Origin of the sequence: Blastococcus deserti (assembly GCF_042682525.1) — a bacterium.
GTDB lineage: Bacteria > Actinomycetota > Actinomycetes > Mycobacteriales > Geodermatophilaceae > Blastococcus_B > Blastococcus_B deserti.
Genome location: NZ_JBHUHP010000001.1, coordinates 182,566 through 200,978 on the forward strand (window position 1 = coordinate 182,566; position 18,413 = coordinate 200,978).

At 72.6% G+C, this 18,413-nt stretch carries 15 protein-coding genes; all 15 read left to right on the plus strand.

The annotated features are described in order from the left end of the window. Nucleotide 1: 1 nt before the first annotated feature. The 15 genes from ACFSHS_RS00925 to ACFSHS_RS00995 all read left to right on the plus strand — a co-directional run bounded on the left by ACFSHS_RS00925 (nt 2) and on the right by ACFSHS_RS00995 (nt 18,289). The gene (locus ACFSHS_RS00925) at nt 2–694 is read left to right on the plus strand and encodes a NuoB/complex I 20 kDa subunit family protein (protein ID WP_458199649.1); all 693 of its coding nucleotides are present in this window, start codon (nt 2–4) and stop codon (nt 692–694) included. Between the two features lie 37 nt (nt 695–731). Beyond that, nucleotides 732–1,481: an NADH-quinone oxidoreductase subunit C gene (locus ACFSHS_RS00930; protein ID WP_376870640.1), complete on the plus strand. Its 750-nt coding sequence runs from the start codon at nt 732–734 to the stop codon at nt 1,479–1,481. Between the two features lie 28 nt (nt 1,482–1,509). Then, nucleotides 1,510–2,841, plus strand: a complete 1,332-nt coding sequence (locus tag ACFSHS_RS00935; protein ID WP_376870642.1) for an NADH-quinone oxidoreductase subunit D — start codon at nt 1,510–1,512, stop codon at nt 2,839–2,841. Continuing rightward, nucleotides 2,841–3,896, plus strand: a complete 1,056-nt coding sequence (nuoE, locus tag ACFSHS_RS00940; protein WP_376870644.1) for an NADH-quinone oxidoreductase subunit NuoE — start codon at nt 2,841–2,843, stop codon at nt 3,894–3,896. Before ACFSHS_RS00935 ends, nuoE begins: the two co-directional genes overlap by 1 nt. Nucleotides 3,897–3,899: 3 nt before the next feature. Continuing rightward, on the plus strand, nt 3,900–5,228 hold the full coding sequence (gene nuoF, locus ACFSHS_RS00945; protein ID WP_376870647.1) for an NADH-quinone oxidoreductase subunit NuoF: 1,329 nt from the start codon (nt 3,900–3,902) through the stop codon (nt 5,226–5,228). Next, nucleotides 5,225–7,711, plus strand: coding sequence for an NADH-quinone oxidoreductase subunit G (locus ACFSHS_RS00950; RefSeq protein ID WP_376870649.1), 2,487 nt, complete (start codon nt 5,225–5,227; stop codon nt 7,709–7,711). The genes nuoF and ACFSHS_RS00950 overlap by 4 nt, the downstream gene beginning before the upstream one ends. Then, nucleotides 7,708–9,177 carry an NADH-quinone oxidoreductase subunit NuoH gene (gene nuoH / locus ACFSHS_RS00955; protein WP_376870651.1) on the plus strand — a complete coding sequence of 490 codons (1,470 nt, stop codon included), beginning with the start codon at nt 7,708–7,710 and terminating at the stop codon, nt 9,175–9,177. The genes ACFSHS_RS00950 and nuoH overlap by 4 nt, the downstream gene beginning before the upstream one ends. Beyond that, nucleotides 9,170–9,793, plus strand: a complete 624-nt coding sequence (gene nuoI / locus ACFSHS_RS00960; RefSeq protein ID WP_376870653.1) for an NADH-quinone oxidoreductase subunit NuoI — start codon at nt 9,170–9,172, stop codon at nt 9,791–9,793. The genes nuoH and nuoI overlap by 8 nt, the downstream gene beginning before the upstream one ends. Further along, the gene (locus ACFSHS_RS00965; protein ID WP_376870656.1) at nt 9,790–10,608 is read left to right on the plus strand and encodes an NADH-quinone oxidoreductase subunit J; all 819 of its coding nucleotides are present in this window, start codon (nt 9,790–9,792) and stop codon (nt 10,606–10,608) included. The genes nuoI and ACFSHS_RS00965 overlap by 4 nt, the downstream gene beginning before the upstream one ends. Then, the gene (gene nuoK / locus ACFSHS_RS00970) at nt 10,605–10,904 is read left to right on the plus strand and encodes an NADH-quinone oxidoreductase subunit NuoK (RefSeq protein ID WP_376870659.1); all 300 of its coding nucleotides are present in this window, start codon (nt 10,605–10,607) and stop codon (nt 10,902–10,904) included. Before ACFSHS_RS00965 ends, nuoK begins: the two co-directional genes overlap by 4 nt. Nucleotides 10,905–10,917: 13 nt before the next feature. Next, nucleotides 10,918–12,822, plus strand: a complete 1,905-nt coding sequence (gene nuoL / locus ACFSHS_RS00975; protein WP_376870662.1) for an NADH-quinone oxidoreductase subunit L — start codon at nt 10,918–10,920, stop codon at nt 12,820–12,822. A gap of 33 nt (nt 12,823–12,855) precedes the next feature. Continuing rightward, nucleotides 12,856–14,427 (plus strand): NADH-quinone oxidoreductase subunit M, encoded by a 1,572-nt coding sequence (locus ACFSHS_RS00980; RefSeq protein WP_376870664.1) that lies wholly within the window; start codon nt 12,856–12,858, stop codon nt 14,425–14,427. Beyond that, entirely contained in the window at nt 14,427–15,980 is a 1,554-nt protein-coding gene (gene nuoN, locus ACFSHS_RS00985; RefSeq protein WP_376870666.1) for an NADH-quinone oxidoreductase subunit NuoN, read from the plus strand. The genes ACFSHS_RS00980 and nuoN overlap by 1 nt, the downstream gene beginning before the upstream one ends. Continuing rightward, entirely contained in the window at nt 15,980–17,035 is a 1,056-nt protein-coding gene (locus ACFSHS_RS00990) for a polyprenyl synthetase family protein (protein WP_376870669.1), read from the plus strand. Before nuoN ends, ACFSHS_RS00990 begins: the two co-directional genes overlap by 1 nt. A 108-nt stretch (nt 17,036–17,143) precedes the next feature. Beyond that, entirely contained in the window at nt 17,144–18,289 is a 1,146-nt protein-coding gene (locus ACFSHS_RS00995; RefSeq protein WP_376870671.1) for a PQQ-dependent sugar dehydrogenase, read from the plus strand. Nucleotides 18,290–18,413: the final 124 nt, after the last annotated feature.

Sequence of the window (18,413 nt, forward strand, 5' to 3'; positions counted from 1 at the left end):
CATGGGACTCGAGGAGAAGCTGCCCAGCGGCGTCCTGCTGACCAGCGTGGAGAAGCTGGTCAACTGGACCCGCAAGTCGTCGCTGTGGCCGGCGACGTTCGGCCTGGCCTGCTGCGCCATCGAGATGATGGCGTCCGGTGCCGGTCGCTACGACCTGGCCCGCTTCGGCATGGAGGTGTTCCGGGCGTCGCCCCGGCAGGCCGACCTGATGATCGTCGCCGGCCGCGTCAGCCAGAAGATGGCGCCGGTCCTGCGGCAGATCTACGACCAGATGCCCGAGCCGCGCTGGGTGCTGGCGATGGGCGTGTGCGCCAGCTCCGGCGGCATGTTCAACAACTACGCGATCGTGCAGGGCGTCGACCACATCGTCCCCGTGGACATGTACCTGCCGGGTTGCCCGCCGCGGCCGGAGATGCTCATGGACGCGATCCTCAAGCTCCACCACAAGATCCAGCACGAGCCCCTCGGCGAGAAGCGGGCGCGGCAGCTCGAGCGGGAACGCGAGGAGGGCCGCGCCGAGGACCTTCTGGTCGAGATGCCCTCGACGGTGCGCGTGGACAAGGCGGCGCGGCGTGCCTACGAGCAGGCCGCGGCCGAGGGGCGCGCCGGCCAGTTCGCCATCGAGCAGCGCGGCGGCAACGCCGTCCTCCTCCCCGGCGAGCGCCCGACCGGCCTCGGCAAGGCATGGCGATGAACGGCCAGAAGGCCATGAGTTCCCCGGCGGAGCTGCGATGAGCAACGACGGTGGTGCGGTCGTCCCCGGCCGCGAGGAGGCGGGGTACGACGCCAGCACCGCGCGGAGCGGGGGGTTCCGGAAGGGCGCGTTCGGGGTCAGCGGGAGCGGCGACACCTCCGGCTTCGGCGGGCTGGTGCGCGTCGAGCCCGGCGGCGCGGTCGCTCTGCACTCGACGGAGCGGCCCTACGGGGGGTACTTCGACGAGGTCACCGACGCGCTCATCGAGGCCGTCGGCGAGGCCACGTACGCCGCGGCCGTCCAGCGGGTGCTCGTCGACCGCGGCGAGATCACCTACTTCGTGGCGCGGGAGCACCTGCCGACCCTCGTCCAGGCGCTCCGGGACGACGAGGCGCTCCGCTTCGAGCTCTGCAGCAGCGTCTCCGGGGTCGACTACCTCGACAGCGGCGGGCCGGTGACCACGCCCGACCGCCCGCGGCTGCACGTCGTCTACCACCTGACGTCCATGACCTACCGGCGCCGGATCCGGCTGGAGGTCGCCGTCACCGCCGGGGACCCCCACGTGCCCTCGATCACCGGGACGTATCCGACGGCGGACTGGCACGAGCGGGAGACGTGGGACATGTTCGGCGTCGTCTTCGACGGCCACCCGGCGCTGACCCGGATCCTCATGCCCGACGACTGGGACGGGCACCCGCAGCGCAAGGACTACCCGCTCGGTGGCATCCCCGTCGAGTACCACGGCGCCACGATCCCTCCGCCCGACACGCGACGGGCCTACCGGTGAGGGTCGAGCAGATGAGGAGCGCCCACCGATGAGCACCACCTACAACGAGGCCGACCCGTACGCCGGCTCGCGCGAGACCACCGAGGGCCGCGTCTACACGGTCACCGGAGGGGACTGGGACCTCGTCCTCGGCGGTGACCTCCACGGCGAGGAGCGCCTCGTCGTCAACATGGGGCCGCAGCACCCGTCCACCCACGGCGTCCTCCGGCTGATCCTCGATCTTGAGGGCGAGACGGTCACCAAGGCACGGGTCGCCATCGGCTACCTGCACACCGGCATCGAGAAGAACACCGAGTACCGCAACTGGACCCAGGGCACGACCTTCGTGACCCGCATGGACTACCTGTCCCCGCTGTTCAACGAGGCCGCCTACTGCATGGCGGTCGAGAAGCTGCTCGGCATCGAGGTGCCGCAGCGCGCGCGGACGATCCGGGTGCTGGTCATGGAGATCAACCGGATCGCCTCGCACCTCGTGGGCCTGGCCACCGGCGGCATGGAACTGGGCGCGCTCACCGCCATGACCAACGGCTTCCGCGAGCGGGAGATGTGCCTCGACCTGCTCGAGGAGATCACCGGCCTGCGGATGAACCACGCCTACATCCGCCCGGGCGGTCTGGCGCAGGACCTGCCCGAGGGCGCGGTCGAGCACATCCGCGAGTTCCTGGAGGTCATGCCGAAGCGGGTGGCCGACTACCACCGGCTGCTCACCGGCCAGCCGATCTGGCAGCGCCGGCTCAAGGACGTCGGCTACCTGGACGTGACCGGCTGCCTGGCCCTGGGCGTCACCGGCCCGGTCCTGCGCTCCGCCGGCCTGCCGTGGGACCTGCGCAAGGTCGAGCCGTACCTGGGCTACGAGACCTACGACTTCGAGGTGCCGACCGCGGACACCGCCGATGCCTGGGGTCGCTACCTGGTCCGGATGGCCGAGATCAACGAGTCGCTGAAGCTCATCGGCCAGGCGCTGGACCGGCTCGAGCCCGGCCCGGTCATGGTCGAGGACAAGAAGATCGCCTGGCCGGCGCAGCTGTCCCTCGGTCCCGACGGCATGGGCAATTCGCTCGACCACGTGAAGCACATCATGGGCCAGTCGATGGAGGCCCTGATCCACCACTTCAAGCTGGTCACCGAGGGCTTCCGGGTGCCCGCCGGCCAGGTGTACGTGCCGATCGAGTCACCCCGCGGTGAGCTCGGCTACCACGTCGTCAGCGACGGCAGCACCCGGCCGTGGCGGGTCCACGTGCGCGACCCCAGCTTCGTCAACCTGCAGGCCACGGCGGCGATGAGCGAGGGCGGCATGATCGCCGACGTCATCGCGGCCATCGCATCGATCGACCCCGTCATGGGTGGAGTGGATCGCTGATGAGTGCACTTCCCGGATCGCCCGAAGCGACCGCGGTCACCGGCCTGGACTCCTCGCCGGTGGACGTGGAGGCCCTCGCGGACGTGCCGCCGCTGCCGGAGCAGGCGAGGGAGGAGGCGCGCGAGATCATCGCCCGCTACCCGGTGCCCCGCTCCGCGCTGCTGCCGATGCTGCACCTGGTGCAGAGCTACCAGGGCTACGTCACGCCGGAGGGCGTCGCGCTGTGCGCCGAGGAGCTCGGCCTCACCAAGGCCGAGGTCGGCGCCGTCGCGACCTTCTACACGATGTACAAGCGCAAGCCCACCGGCCGGCACCTGGTCAGCGTGTGCACCAACACGCTGTGCGCCGTCCTCGGCGGCCAGCGGATCATGGACGCGCTCAGTGCCGACCTCGGCGTCCACCACGACGAGACGGCCGCCGACGGCTCGATCACCCTCGAGCACGCCGAGTGCCTGGCCGCCTGCGACTACGCCCCGGTGGTCACCGTCGACTACGAGTTCTACGACCAGCAGGACGTCGAGAGCGCCCGCGCGCTGGTGGCGGCGCTGCGCCGCGGCGAGAAGCCGCACCCGACGCGCGGTGCCCCGCTCACCGACTTCCGGGGCGTCTCCCGGCAGCTGGCCGGCTTCTCGCAGTACGAGGACCCCTACGACATGGCCGCCGCCGTCGACGCGCCGGGTCAGCTGGAGCCGACCCTCCGGGGCCTGCGGCTGGCCGAGGAGCGCGGGGAGTCGGCGCCGCCGATGCCGCGTCCGTCCCGGCCGGCCGCCGACACCGGGGAACCCCGGGAGACCGTCCGGCCCTCCGGGGCAACGGGCGAGACCCCCGGGAAGGAGGCGGCCGACGCGCGGGTGGCCGCGGCCGACACCCCCGCCGAGAAGGCCGGCGCCGCCGGCTCCCACCCCGACGCGCCCGAGCCGGCCGGACGACGGCTGGCCGACGGCCGCGAGGGCACCGACACCCCCGCGGGGACCGAGCCGGGCACCAGTGGCCAGGGCCCCGCCGGCGCGCCCCGCACCATCGAGGGCCGGACCACCCCGAAGCGGAAGGGCTGAGCGATGCCCCTCACTCCTGTCCTCACCACCCGCTGGGGCGCGGACAAGTCCTGGCGGCTGAAGACCTACGAGCGGCTCGAGGGCTACGCGGCCCTGCGGACGGCGCTGTCGATGGCGCCCGACGAGCTGGTCACGCTGGTCAAGGACTCGGGCCTGCGCGGCCGCGGCGGCGCCGGCTTCCCGACCGGCATGAAGTGGAGCTTCATCCCGCAGCCCAAGCCGGGCGAGACCCCGACCGGCCCGGCCGCGATGCCCAAGTACCTCGTGGTCAACGCCGACGAGGGGGAGCCGGGCACCTGCAAGGACCTGCCGCTGATGATGGCCGACCCGCACTCGCTGGTCGAGGGCGTGATCATCTCGGCCTACGCGATCCGCTCGCACCTGGCGGTCATCTACGTCCGTGGGGAGGCCGTGCACGCGCACCGCCGGCTGATGTCCGCCGTCGAGGAGGCCTACGCCGCGGGCTACCTCGGCACGGACATCCTCGGCTCCGGCTACGACCTCGAGCTGATCGTGCACGCCGGTGCCGGCGCCTACATCTGCGGCGAGGAGACGGCGCTGCTCGACTCCCTCGAGGGCTATCGCGGCCAGCCCCGGCTCAAGCCGCCGTTCCCGGCGGTCGCCGGGCTGTACGGGGCGCCGACGGTCATCAACAACGTCGAGACGCTGGCCAGCGTGCCGTTCGTCGTCCGCGGCGGCGCCGACTGGTTCAAGGAGTTCGGCCCGGAGAAGTCGCCGGGACCCAAGATCTACTCGCTGTCCGGTCGCGTGGTCCGGCCGGGCCAGTACGAGGCCCCCATGGGGACGACGATGCGCGAGCTGCTGGAGATGGCCGGGGGTGTCCGACCTGGGCACGAGCTGAAGTTCTGGACGCCGGGCGGGTCGTCGACGCCGTACTTCACCGCCGAGCACCTCGACGTCCCGCTGGACTTCGACTCGGTGGCGGCCGCGGGCTCCATGCTCGGCACCACCGCGCTCATGGTGTTCGACGAGACCGACTCGATCGTCGAGGCGACCCTGCGGTTCACCGAGTTCTACGCGCACGAGAGCTGCGGCAAGTGCACCCCCTGCCGCGAGGGCACCTACTGGCTGGTGCAGATCCTGGAGCGGATCGCGCACGGCCGGGGCACCGCGGCCGACCTCGACCTGCTGCTCGACACCTGCGACAACATCCTCGGCCGATCGTTCTGCGCCCTGGGTGACGGCGCCACGAGCTGCATCTCCAGCTCGCTGAAGTACTTCAAGGACGACTACGTCGCCCTGCTGCCGCCCGAGGAGCAGGCCCGGCTCGGTCGCAGCCTCCGCATCGAGCCCGTCGGAGTGGCCTCGTGACTCTCGCGAACCCGACCCCTGCGCCCGCGGTGCCGCCGGGCACCCCCGGTCCGCACACGCCGCCGGACGCCGTCCACTGCACCATCGACGGCTTCGACGTCGCCGTGCCCAAGGGGACGTTGATCATCCGCGCGGCCGAGCAGGTCGGCGTCTTCATCCCGCGGTTCTGCGACCACCCGCTGCTCGAGCCGGTCGGCGCCTGCCGGCAGTGCCTGGTCGAGGTCGAGGGGCAGCGCAAGCCGGTCGCCTCCTGCACCATGCCGGTCACCGAGGGCATGGCGGTGAAGACGCAGCTCACCAGCCCGGTCGCCGACAAGGCGCAGCAGGGCACCATGGAGCTGCTGCTGATCAACCACCCGCTCGACTGCCCGACGTGCGACAAGGGCGGTGAGTGCCCGCTGCAGAACCAGGCGATGGGCCACGGCCGCACCGAGACCCGGTTCGTCGACGAGAAGCGCACCTACCCCAAGCCGTTGCCGATCAGCAGCCAGATCCTGCTCGACCGCGAGCGGTGCGTGCTGTGCGCCCGGTGCACCCGGTTCTCCCAGCAGGTCGCCGGCGACCCGTTCATCGAGCTGTTCGAGCGGGGCGCGCTGGAGCAGGTGGCGATCTACGAGGACGAGCCCTTCGAGTCCTACTTCGCAGGCAACACCACGCAGATCTGCCCCGTGGGGGCGCTCACCAGCGCCCAGTACCGGTTCCGCGCCCGCCCGTTCGACCTGCGCAGCGAGGCCAGCGTCTGCGAGCACTGCGCCTCGGGGTGCGCCATGCGCACCGACTACCGGCGGGGGAAGGTGACCCGGCGGCAGGCCGGTGAGGACCCCGCCGTCAACGAGGAGTGGACCTGCGACAAGGGTCGCTACGCCTTCCGCTACGCCACCGCCAACCAGCGGCTGACCACGCCCCTGATCCGGCGGGACGGCGAGCTGCAGCCCGCCTCGTGGCCGGAGGCGTGGGCGGCCGCCGCGGCCGGGCTCCTGCAGGCGCGCGCGGACGGCGGGGTCGGCGTGCTGCCCGGCGGCCGGCTCACCGTCGAGGACGCCTACGCCTACGCCAAGTTCGCCCGCCTCGCGCTGGGGACCAACGACGTCGACGCCCGCGCCCGCGCGCACTCGGCCGAGGAGCTGGCCTTCCTGCAGGCGGCCGTGGCCGGAACCGGTCCGGCGACGGGCGCGGTCACCTACGACGACCTCTCCGCCGCCCCGGCCGTGCTGCTGGCCGGGTTCGAGCCGGAGGAGGAGTCGCCGATCGTCTTCCTGCGGCTGCGCCGCGCCGTGCGCATCGCGAAGCTGGCCGTCTTCGACCTCGCGCCCTTCGCCACCCGCGCCGCGGAGAAGCTGCAGGCCACCGTGCTCACCACGCTGCCCGGGGCCGAAGCGCAGTCGCTGCGGGCGCTGGCCCAGGGCACGTGGGGCGGTCCGGCGGTCGAGGCACTGCGGCAGCCCGGCGCGGTCGTCCTCGCCGGCGAGCGGCTCGCCGAGGTGCCCGGTGCCTTCTCGGCGCTCGTGGCGCTGGCGCGGGCCACCGGTGCCCGGGTGGCCTGGGTGCCGCGCCGGGCGGGGGAGCGGGGCGCGGTCGAGGCCGGCGCGCTGCCGACGCTGCTGCCCGGGGGCCGCAGCGTCGGGGACGCGGCCGCGCGCGCCGACGTGGCCGGCCGCTGGGGCGTCGACCTGGCCGACGTGCCGGCGACCCCCGGCCGCGACGTCACCGGCATCCTGACGGCGGTCCGCGACGGTGCGCTCGCCGGGCTGCTGGTGGGCGGCGTCGACCCGTCCGACCTGCCCGACCCCGCGCTGGCCGAGACGGCGCTGGCCAGCGCCGCGTTCGTGGTCAGCCTGGAGATGTTCCCCACGGCGGTCACCGAGTGGGCCGACGTCGTCCTGCCGGTCGCCGCCGCGCCGGAGAAGGCCGGCAGCTACCTGGACTGGGAGGGCCGCGTCCGCTCCTTCGACGCGACCCTGCACGGCACGGGGCAGCTGACCGACGGCCGGGTGCTGCACGGCCTCGCCGACGAGATGGACGTCGACCTGCGGCTGCCCACGGTGGAGGCGGCGCGCGCGGAGCTGACCGCTCTGGGCGCCGTCCGCCGGCCCGCCGAGGGAGCGGGGCTGGACGTGCCGCCGCCCGCGGCCCCCCACCTCGGGCCCGGCGAGGCCGTGCTGGCCTCGTGGCGGCAGCTGCTCGACGTCGGGACGCTGCAGCGGGACGAGCCCGAGCTGGCCGGCACGGCGCGACCGCCGGTGGTCCGGATCGGGCCGGGCACGGCGGCCTCGCTCGGCGTCGTGGACGGGGACCGGGTCACCGTGAGCGGCGGCACGGGCTCGGTCACGCTGCCGGTCCGTCTCACCGCGATGCCCGACCAGGTGGTGTGGCTGCCGATGAGGTCACCGGGCAGCGAGGTGCGGTCCGCCCTCGGCACGGGTCCCGGGGGCGTCGTCCGGCTGTCCGTGCCGTTCCCCGCTCCGACCGGAGGCGCGCTGTGACCGTCTGGGCCAGCCCGGAGCAGCCCACCCTCGAGGACTTCGGCAACGACGTCTGGTGGATCGTGCTGATCAAGATCCTGGGCGTCTTCGTGATCCTGGTGCTGCTGACGCTCTTCGCGATCGTCTTCGAGCGCAAGGTCGTCGCGCGCATGCAGCAGCGCATCGGCCCCAACCGGGTCGGCTGGCGGGGCTACCTGCAGAGCCTCGCCGACGGGCTCAAGCTGGCGTTCAAGGAGGACATCATGCCGGCGATGGCCGACAAGCCGGTGTACTTCCTCGCGCCGGTCATCGCCACCATCCCGGCCTTCCTCGCCTTCTCCGTCATCCCGATGGGGCCGGTGGTCAGCATCTTCGGCGAGCGCACGCCCCTGCAGCTCACCGACGCCCCCATCGGCGTCCTCGTCGTGCTCGCTTGCTCGGCGATGGGCGTCTACGGCATCGTGCTCGCCGGCTGGGCGTCCGGGTCCACGTACCCGCTGCTGGGCGGCCTGCGCAGCGCCGCGCAGATGGTCAGCTACGAGATCGCCATGGGGCTGTCAATCGTGGCGGTGTTCCTCTACGCCGGCACGATGTCGACCTCGGAGATCGTGGCCGCCCAGGCCGACGGCAACCAGCTGTCCCTCTTCGGCTGGGAGTTCACCGGGCCGAGCTGGTACGCGATCCTGCTCCCGGTCTCCTTCGTCATCTACGTCATCGCCGTGGTGGGCGAGACCAACCGGGCCCCCTTCGACCTCCCCGAGGCCGAGAGCGAGCTGGTGGGCGGGTTCCACACCGAGTACTCGTCGCTGAAGTTCGCGCTGTTCTTCCTGGCCGAGTACATCAACATGGTCACCGTCTCCGCCCTCGCGGCGACGCTGTTCCTCGGCGGCTGGCGGGCGCCGTGGCCGATCTCGATCTGGGACGGCGCGAACACCGGCTGGTGGCCGCTGCTCTGGTTCTTCCTCAAGGTCGTCGTCGCGCTGTTCGTCTTCATCTGGCTGCGCGGCACGCTGCCCCGGCTGCGCTACGACCAGTTCATGCGGTTCGGGTGGAAGGTGCTGGTCCCCACCGCGCTGGCGTGGATCCTCGTCGTCGCCACGATGCGGACGGTCGCGCGCGAGGCGGACCTGTCCACCGGTGAGGTCACGCTCTACGTCGGCGTCCCCATCGCGCTGGTCGTCCTCGCCGGCCTGCTGATCGCCAGCCGGACGGCCAACCGGGACACCCGGCTCATGGCCGAGCAGGCCTCGGCCGGCGCCGTCCACGCCACGGACCCCGAGCCCGACGTCCTGCCGCCCGCGGGCCCGCGGCGGCGGCCCACCGGCGGCCCGAGCCGCGCCGAGGGCGGCTTCCCCGTCCCGCCGATGGACCTGAAGGTGCCGCCGTCGCCCCGACTGCGGCGACAGCCGGTCGCCTCCGACGGCGCGCCCGTCGTGAGCACCGGACGTCGCGGCACCACCACCGTGGAGGAGGACACAGATGTCTGAGCGCGGGTCCCGCGGCAAGCCCGGCGAGCAGGACATGGTCCGGCGCTCGCGCGGGGAGGTCGAGCGCTCCTCGGAGGGCGGTCGCAACCGCCCCGCCGTGCGCGACAGCCTGATGCCGGCGCCTGCCCAGGGCTTCGGGGTCACCTTCGCGCAGATCTTCCGCAAAGTGACCACCGAGCAGTACCCGTTCGAGCCCAAGGTGACCAAGCCGCGCTACCACGGCCGGCACGTGCTCAACCGGCACCCCGACGGCCTGGAGAAGTGCGTGGGATGCGAGCTGTGCGCCTGGGCCTGCCCGGCCGACGCCATCTACGTCGAGGGCGGGGACAACACCGAGGACGCCCGCTACTCGCCCGGTGAGCGGTACGGGGCCGTCTACCAGATCAACTACCTGCGCTGCATCTTCTGCGGGTTGTGCATCGAGGCCTGCCCGACGCGGTCGCTGACCATGAGCAACGACTTCGAGCTGGCCGACGACAACCGCCGCGACCTGATCTACACCAAGGAGCAGCTGATGGCCCCGCTGCTGCCGGGCATGGAGGCCCCGCCGCACCCGATGCGGCTCGGGGACGACGAGAAGGACTACTACGTGCGCGTCCCGGAGGCCCGGGCATGACCGAGACGCTCAGCGGCGGCGAGACCGTCGTCTTCTGGGTGCTGGGGCCGATCGCCCTGGCCGGAGCCCTCGGCATGGTGTTCAGCCGCAACGCGGTGCACTCCGCGCTGTGGCTGGTCAACACGATGCTCGCGTTCGGCGTCTTCTACGTGGTGCAGGGGGCGCCGTTCCTCGGGGCGGTGCAGATCATCGTCTACACCGGCGCGATCATGATCCTGTTCCTCTTCGTGCTGATGCTCGTCGGCCGCGACTCCTCGGACTCGGTCGTGGAGACCCTCCGCGGGCAGCGCACGGCGGCCACCGTCCTCGGCGTCGGCTTCGCCGCGCTGGTGGGCGCCGGCATCGCCCGGGCCACCCAGGACCTGACGGTGACCGGCCTCGACGCCGTCCAGGGGGAGCGGGGCAACATCCCCGCGATCGCCGAGCTGCTGTTCACCGACTACCTGCTCGCGTTCGAGGTCACCAGCGCGCTGCTGATCACCGCGGCCGTCGGCGCGATGGTGCTCGCGCACATCGAGCGCGAGCCGGGCAGCCGGCGGACGCAGAAGGAGCTCTCGAGGGCCCGCTTCCTCACCTCCGACCACCCGCAGACGCTGCCCGGCCCGGGTGTCTTCGCCCGCGCCAACTCCGTCGCCGTCCCCGCGATCCTGCCCGACGGGACCCGCGCGGAGGCGAGCCTGGCGACCGGCATCGAACCGGAGGAGCCGGACCAGATGCCCCGCCCGGTCGGCCGCGAGCAGCTCGGCTCGCCCGACGCGGCGCTCGGCACCACCGAGGGCACGCCCAGCGCCATCCCCGGAGGGCGGGAACGGTGACCCTCACCTACTACCTGGTGCTCGCGGCGATCCTCTTCACGATCGGCGCCGTCGGGGTGCTGGTGCGCCGGAACGCGATCGTCGTGTTCATGTGCGTGGAGCTGATGCTCAACTCGGTGAACCTGACGCTGGTCACCTTCGCGCGCGCCACCGGCACCCTCGACGGCCAGATCATGGCGTTCTTCGTCATGGTCGTCGCCGCCGCGGAGGTCGTCGTCGGCCTCGCGATCATCATGTCGATCTACCGCACCAGGCGGTCCGCCTCGGTCGACGACGCCAACCTGCTGAAGTACTGACGGGGACCCGGACATGGAATCGATTCCCGCCGACGGGCTGCTCGCTGCCTCCTGGCTGCTGATCGCGCTGCCACTCGCCGGCGCCGCGGTGCTCCTGCTGGGCGGGCGGCGCACCGACCGCTGGGGCCACCTGCTCGGGACGGCGACCGTCGCCGCGGCCTTCGTGCTCGGCCTGCTGTGCACGTTCCAGCTGGCCGGGCTCGAGGAGGCGCGCGTCGCCGTCGACCTCTTCACGTTCATCGGGGTCGGGGACCTCGACGTCACCGCCGGGCTGCTCTACGACCCGCTCTCGGCGGCGTTCGTCCTGCTGATCACCGGTGTGGGCTCGCTGATCCACGTCTACTCGATCGGCTACATGGCGCACGACCCCGGGCGTCGCCGGTTCTTCGCCTACCTCAACCTCTTCGTCGCCGCGATGCTCCTGCTCGTCCTCGGCGACAACTTCGTGGCGCTCTACGTGGGCTGGGAGGGCGTGGGGCTGGCGTCCTACCTCCTGATCGCGTTCTGGTACACCCGCCCGTCGGCCGCGACCGCCGCCAAGAAGGCGTTCATCATGAACCGGGTCGGCGACGTCGGCCTGGCCCTGGCGATCTTCCTGATGTTCGCCCAGCTCGGGACCGTGTCCTACGAGGGCGTGTTCGCCGGGATCGGCACCTTGGCCGGCGGGACGATCACCGCGATCGGGCTGCTGCTCCTCCTCGGCGCCTGCGGCAAGTCGGGCCAGTTCCCGCTCCAGGCGTGGCTGCCCGACGCCATGGAGGGTCCGACTCCCGTCTCCGCGCTCATCCACGCCGCGACGATGGTGACGGCGGGCGTCTACCTCATCGCCCGGTGCGCCCCGATCTACGACGAGACGCCGACCGCGCGCACCGTCGTCCTCGCCGTCGGCGCCCTCACCCTGCTGATCGGCGCCATCGCCGGCTGCGCGTACGACGACATCAAGAAGGTGCTCGCCTACTCGACGGTCAGCCAGATCGGCTACATGTTCCTGGCCGTCGGCCTTGGCCCGGCCGGGTACGTCGCCGGTCTCGCGCACCTGTACGCGCACGGCTTCTTCAAGGCCGGCCTGTTCCTCGGCGCCGGGTCGGTCATGCACGCGATGAACGACACGGTCGACATGCGCCGGTTCGGCGGGCTCTGGAACAAGCTGCCGGTCACCTTCGTGACGTTCGGGCTGGGCTACCTCGCGCTGATCGGCTTCCCGTTCCTGTCCGGCTACTTCACCAAGGACGCGATCATCGAGGCCGCCTTCGACCGGAACGACACCTTCGGGTTCGTGCTGGGTGGAGTGGCGATCCTGGGCGCCGGCCTCACCGCCTTCTACATGACGCGGCTGATGCTGATGACCTTCTTCGGCCGACCGCGGTGGGAGGACGGCGTCCACCCGCACGAGGCGCCCTCGGTCATGACCGTGCCGATGATCGTGCTGGCCGTCGGCTCGGTCGTCTCAGGCGCCGCCCTCGTCGCGCTGTTCCCGCTGTCCGGCTGGATGGAGCCGGTCTTCGGCGAGCCCGAGGAGGCCGAGCACGTGATCGCGCCGCTGACCATCGGGCTGGTCGTCACCGCCGTGATGGCCCTCGGCGTCCTGCTGGCCTGGCTGTTCGTCGGCCGCCGGGAGGTGCCGGTGACCGCGCCGGTGCGGGTCTCCCCGGTCACCCGCGCCGCCCGCAACGCCCTCTACGCCGACGCGGTCAACGAGTCGCTGTTCATGCGCCCCGGCCAGTGGCTCACCCGGGCACTGGTCTGGGTGGACAACCGTGGTGTCGACGGCGCGGTCAACGGACTCGCCGCCACGCTCGGCGGCTCGTCCTCGCGGCTGGGCCGGGCGCAGACCGGCTTCGTGCGCACCTACGCCCTCGGCATGCTCGGCGGCGCCGTGCTCGTCACGGGCGCCCTGCTGGCGGTGACGGCGGGATGACACGTTCGCTGAGTTCGGAGAGGTGCTGCGTCGGTGAGTGACTTCCCGTTCCTGCTGCTCATGATCGCGGTGCCCGCGATCGGTGCGGCCGCCGTCGCGGCGCTGCCCCGGAACCGGGAGGCGCTGGCCAAGCAGGTGTCCCTCGGCGTCAGTCTGGTGGTGCTGCTGCTCGCGGTCCTCGCCACCGTCGCGTTCGACGTCGGCGGCGACCGCTTCCAGCTGACCAGCTCGTGGACCTGGATCGCCGACTTCGGGGTGTCCTTCGCCCTCGGCGTCGACGGCATCGCCCTGGTCATGCTGCTGCTCATCGGCGTCCTCGTGCCGGTGGTGATCGGTGCCTCGTGGCGTGACGAGGCGGGCGACCGGCGTCCCCTGACGACGTACTTCGCCTGGCTGCTCCTGCTGGAGGCGATGATGGTCGGCGTCTTCGCCGCCACCGACGTCTTCCTCTTCTACGTGTTCTTCGAGGCGATGCTCGTCCCGATGTACTTCATCATCGGGAGCTTCGGCGGGCCGCGACGCCAGTACGCCGCGGTGAAGTTCTTCCTCTACAGCCTGGTCGGCGGGCTGGTCATGCTCGCCTCCGTCATCGGGCTGTACGTGGTGAGCAACAGCCAGCTGGGGGAGGGCACCTTCGCCTTCGACGCCCTCCGGCAACTGGAGATCGACCCCGGCGTCCAGAAGCTGCTGTTCCTCGGGTTCTTCGTCGCGTTCGCGATCAAGGCACCGCTGGTGCCCTTCCACACCTGGCTGCCCGACTCCGGTTCCGAGGCGCCCATCGGCGGGGCGGTCCTGCTGGTCGGCGTCCTGGACAAGGTCGGCACGTTCGGCTTCCTGCGCTACTGCCTGCCGCTGTTCCCCGACGCCTCGCGGTACTTCGCCCCCTTCGTGCTGGTCCTCGCCGTGATCGGCGTCCTCTACGCCGCGCTGCTGGCGATGGGGCAGAGCGACATGAAGCGGTTGGTCGCCTACACCTCGATCTCGCACTTCGGCTTCATCGCGCTGGGCATCTTCGCGTTCACCACGGAGGCCGCGACCGGCGCCGTCCTCTACATGGTCAACCACGGCATCGCGACCGGGCTGCTGTTCCTGGTGGTGGGGATGCTCATCGCTCGCGGCGGCTCGCGGCAGATCGGCGACTACGGCGGGGTGGCGCGGAAGGCGCCCCTGCTGGCCGGCGCGTTCCTCGTCGCGGGCCTGGCCTCCCTCGCGCTGCCCGGGACCAACAGCTTCGTCAGCGAGTTCCTCGTCCTGATCGGCTCGTTCCCGGAGCGGCCGGTCTTCACCATCGTGGCGACGGTCGGGATCATCCTGGCCGCGCTCTACATCCTGCTGATGTACCAGCGCACGATGCACGGCCCCGATCGTGGCGTGCTGATGGCCGAGGAGGACGCCGAACCGGCGGCTGGCGGCGGTGGGGCCACCGCGACGCTCACCGCCCCGCGCCGGTCGCTGCGCGTGGCGGACCTCGACCGGCGCGAGCTGGCGGTCGTCAGCCCCCTCGTGGCGTTGATCATCGTGCTCGGCGTCTATCCCCAGCCGCTGCTCGACGTCATCGGGCCGGCCGTGAGCGCCACCATGAGCGACCTCGGAGGGACCGACTGATGATCGAGGCCCCGGAGCTCTCCTTCGCCGCCCTGGCGCCGCTGCTGTTCGTGTTCGGTGCGGCCTGCGTCGGCGTCCTCGTCGAGGCCTTCTGGCCCCGCGACACCCGCCACCCGGTGCAGGTCGCCGTCGCTCTCGTGGGCACGGTGGGTGGCCTGGTGTGCACCCTGCTCCTGGCCGGCCGCCGCGAGGTGACCGCCGGCGGTGCGCTCGCCGTCGACGGCGCGGGCCTGTTCCTCCAGGCGACCGTCGCCGGATTGGGAGCTCTGGCGATCCTGCTCTTCGCCGAGCGGGCGCTGGACCCGGCGCGGTCGGCGTTCGTGACCTCTGCCGCGGTGCCCGCCGGCAGCGTCCGCGACCGCGACCTGCTCACCTCGAGCCGGGTGCAGACCGAGGTCTACCCGCTGGCGACCTTCGCCATCGGCGGCATGATGCTGTTCACCGCGGCCAACGATCTGCTGATCATGTTCGTGGCGCTGGAGGTGCTCAGCCTCCCGCTCTACCTGCTCAGCGGGATGGCCCGCCGGCGCCGGCTGCTGTCGCAGGAGGCGGCGGTCAAGTACTTCCTGCTGGGCGCCTTCGCCTCGGCCTTCTTCCTCTACGGGCTGGCGCTCGTCTACGGCGCCACCGGCAGCGTCCGGCTCGCCGCCATCCGGTCGGCCTCCCTCGCCGAGGGCACCGACGTCCTGCTGGTCCTCGGCCTGGCCCTGCTCGTCGTCGGCCTGCTGTTCAAGGCCAGCGTCGCCCCGTTCCACACCTGGACGCCGGACGTCTACCAGGGCGCCCCGACGCCGGTGACCGCCTTCATGGCGGCCTGCACGAAGGTCGCCGCGTTCGGGGCCATCCTGCGGCTGCTCTACGTCGCGTTCGGCACCGCCGAGTGGACGTGGCGCCCACTGGTCTACGGGGTGGCGATCGTGTCGATGGTCGTCGGCGCCGTGCTGGGCCTGACCCAGACCGACCTCAAGCGGATGCTCGCCTACTCCTCGATCGCCCACGCCGGCTTCCTGCTGACCGGCGTGATCGGCCTCGGCGCCGGCGGGGACGGCTCGGGCCTCGCGGCCACGATGTTCTACCTGCTGACCTACGGGCTGACCACGCTCGGCGCCTTCGCCGTCCTCACCCTCGTCCGGGACGGCGACGGCGAGGCCGCCCACCTCTCCCAGTGGGCGGGGCTGGCCTCCCGGTCGCCGCTGACCGCGGCGATCATGGCGCTCTTCCTGCTCGCCCTGGCCGGCATCCCGCTCACCGCCGGTTTCACCGGGAAGTTCGCCGTGTTCCGGGCGGCGATCGCCGAGGGCGCCTGGCCGCTGGCCCTGGTGGCCCTGCTGGCCAGCGCGGTGGCGGCGTTCTTCTACCTGCGGGTCATCGTGCTGATGTACTTCTCGCCGCCGGCGGGCGGCCCCGGCGGTGGGCAGGGTCCCACCGTGGGGGTCCCGGGGCTGCCCACCACGATCGTCCTGGCGGTCACCGCCACGGCGACCCTGGCGCTGGGCATCGTGCCCGGGGCGGTGCTCGACCTCGCGGACCGGGCGGCTATCTTCGTCGGTTGATGACCGGAGCCCGTGCCTCAGTCGAGGGCACCACCACCGTGGCCTCGCGCCGGATCTCCACCCCGGCGTCGACCATCGGCCCCTGGCTCCCCGACGGGTCCCTCGGCACGGAGCTCGCCGAGGGCCTCGCCCGCGTGGAGACGGCACTGACCGAGGCGGTGGGCAGCGAGCACGCCTTCATCCGGGAGGCCGCCGGGCACCTGATGTCCGCCGGCGGCAAGCGGTTCCGGCCCATGCTGGCCCTCCTGGCCGCCCAGCTCGGCGATCCGCACGCCGTCGGGGTGACCGAGTCGGCGGTGGTGTGCGAGCTGACCCACCTGGCGACGCTGTACCACGACGACGTCATGGACGAGGCCGTCGTCCGTCGCGGGGCGCCCAGCGCCAACAGCCGGTGGTCCAACAGCATCGCCATCCTGACCGGTGACCTGCTCTTCGCCCGCGCGTCCGACCTGCTGGCCGACCTCGGTCCCGAGGCAGTGCGCATCCAGGCGCGGACGTTCGAGCGGCTGGTCACCGGCCAGATCCGGGAGACCGTCGGCGCCGAGCCGGGTGCGGACCCGGTGGCCCACTACCTCGGCGTGCTGGCCGACAAGACCGGATCGCTGGTGGCCACCTCCGCCCGCTTCGGCGCCTCCTTCGCCGGCGTTGACCAGGCGCTGGTGGCGGCCCTCACGGCCTTCGGCGAGGAGGTCGGCGTCGCCTTCCAGATCTCCGACGACCTGCTCGACATCGTCAGCCAGGACGGGGCGTCCGGGAAGTCCCCGGGGACCGACCTGCGCGAGGGCATCGCCACCCTCCCGGTGCTGTTCGCCCTCGCCGACGACGACCCGGCCGACGCCCGGCTCCGGCAGCTGGTCGCCGCGCCGGTCACCGACGACGACGAGCACGCCGAGGCGCTGGCGCTGCTGCGCTCGTCGGTCTCGCTGCAGCGCGCCACCGACGTGCTCGCGCAGTACGCCGACCGGGCGCGCGCCCGCCTCGGGGCCGTTCCCCCCGGCGAGGTCCGGGACGCGCTGGCGGCGCTGTGCGATTTCGTGGTCACCCGCACCTCCTGAGCGCATGCTGGGTCGATGCGGACCGTCGCCGGCCTGTAGAAGGACCCCATGCCCCCCGCCACCCGCAGGCATGGCCTTGCCCGGAGGCTCGCCCCGAGCCTGCGAGGGATGAGAGGGGCAAGGTCCTTCCGCTGCACGGCGGCCCCGCTCCTGCTGGTGGGCGGGTGCACCGACGCGGCGGTCAGCGAGCCGCCCGCGGCCCCGGGGCCGCCGCCCGCGGCGTCGTCGACGAGCACCGCCGTCGCGCCCGCCCTCGACGTCACCGTCGTCGTCGACGGGCTCGACCACCCGTGGGACGTCGTCCAGGCGCCGGACGGGACCTTGCTGGTGGACCAGCGGGCCGGCGGGTTCACCGCGGTGCTCCCCGACGGCGTGCGGGACGTGGCCGCCGACCTCCGCGACCTGTTCGCCCGGGGGGAGACCGGGCTCATGGGGCTGGCGCTGGACCCGGGCTTCGCCGGCAACCGTCGCTTCTACAGCTGCCAGGGCAGCCGGGACGGCCAGATCGTCGTGGTGGGCTGGACCGTCGCGGCCGACTGGAGCGCGGCCACCCGCGTCGTCGACCCGCTCGTCGGGGGGATCCCGCTCAACGAGCGGTCCGGGCGGCACGGGGGCTGCCGGCTGGCGTTCGTCCCCGACGGCACCCTGCTGGTGGGCACCGGTGACGCCGCCGACGGCAGCGTTCCGCAGGATCCACGGTCCCTGGGCGGCAAGGTGCTCCGCGTCGACCCGGCCACCGGTGAGCGGGAGGTCTGGACCCTGGGCCACCGCAACGTGCAGGGCCTCGCGGTCCGGCCGGGCACCGGCAAGGTGTTCGCCGTCGAGCACGGTCCCGACCGCGACGACGAGGTGAACCTGCTGCGTCCCGGGGGCAACTACGGCTGGGACCCGGCCGGGGACGGCGGTTACGACTCGAGCGTGCCGATGACCGATCCGGCGATCCCCGGAGCGGTCGCCGCGGTGTGGTCCTCGGGCTCGCCCACGCTGGCCACCAGCGGGGCGGCCTTCCTCGACGGCGACCGCTGGGGTGGCTACGACGGGCTGCTGCTCGTGGCGCTGCTCAAGGCGGAGGGCGTCCTCGCGCTGCGGCTCGACGACGACGGCGCCGTCCAGGAGCAGTTCCGGCTGCCCGAGCTCGACCGGGTGCACGGGCGGATCCGCAGTCTCCACCAGGGCACCGACGGCGCGCTGTACGTGACCACCGACAACGGTGGCGGCGCCGACCGTCTGCTGCGCGTGACGCCGCGCTCCTGACGGCTTCCCCGTCTCCGGCGACGCAGGACCCGGGCGCGGGTGCCGGGGCCCGGGATCCCTGGGGGCGGGCACCCGCGCTGGACCGGCACCGGACGGCACAGGGCCGTCCTCCGCGCGCGGAGGA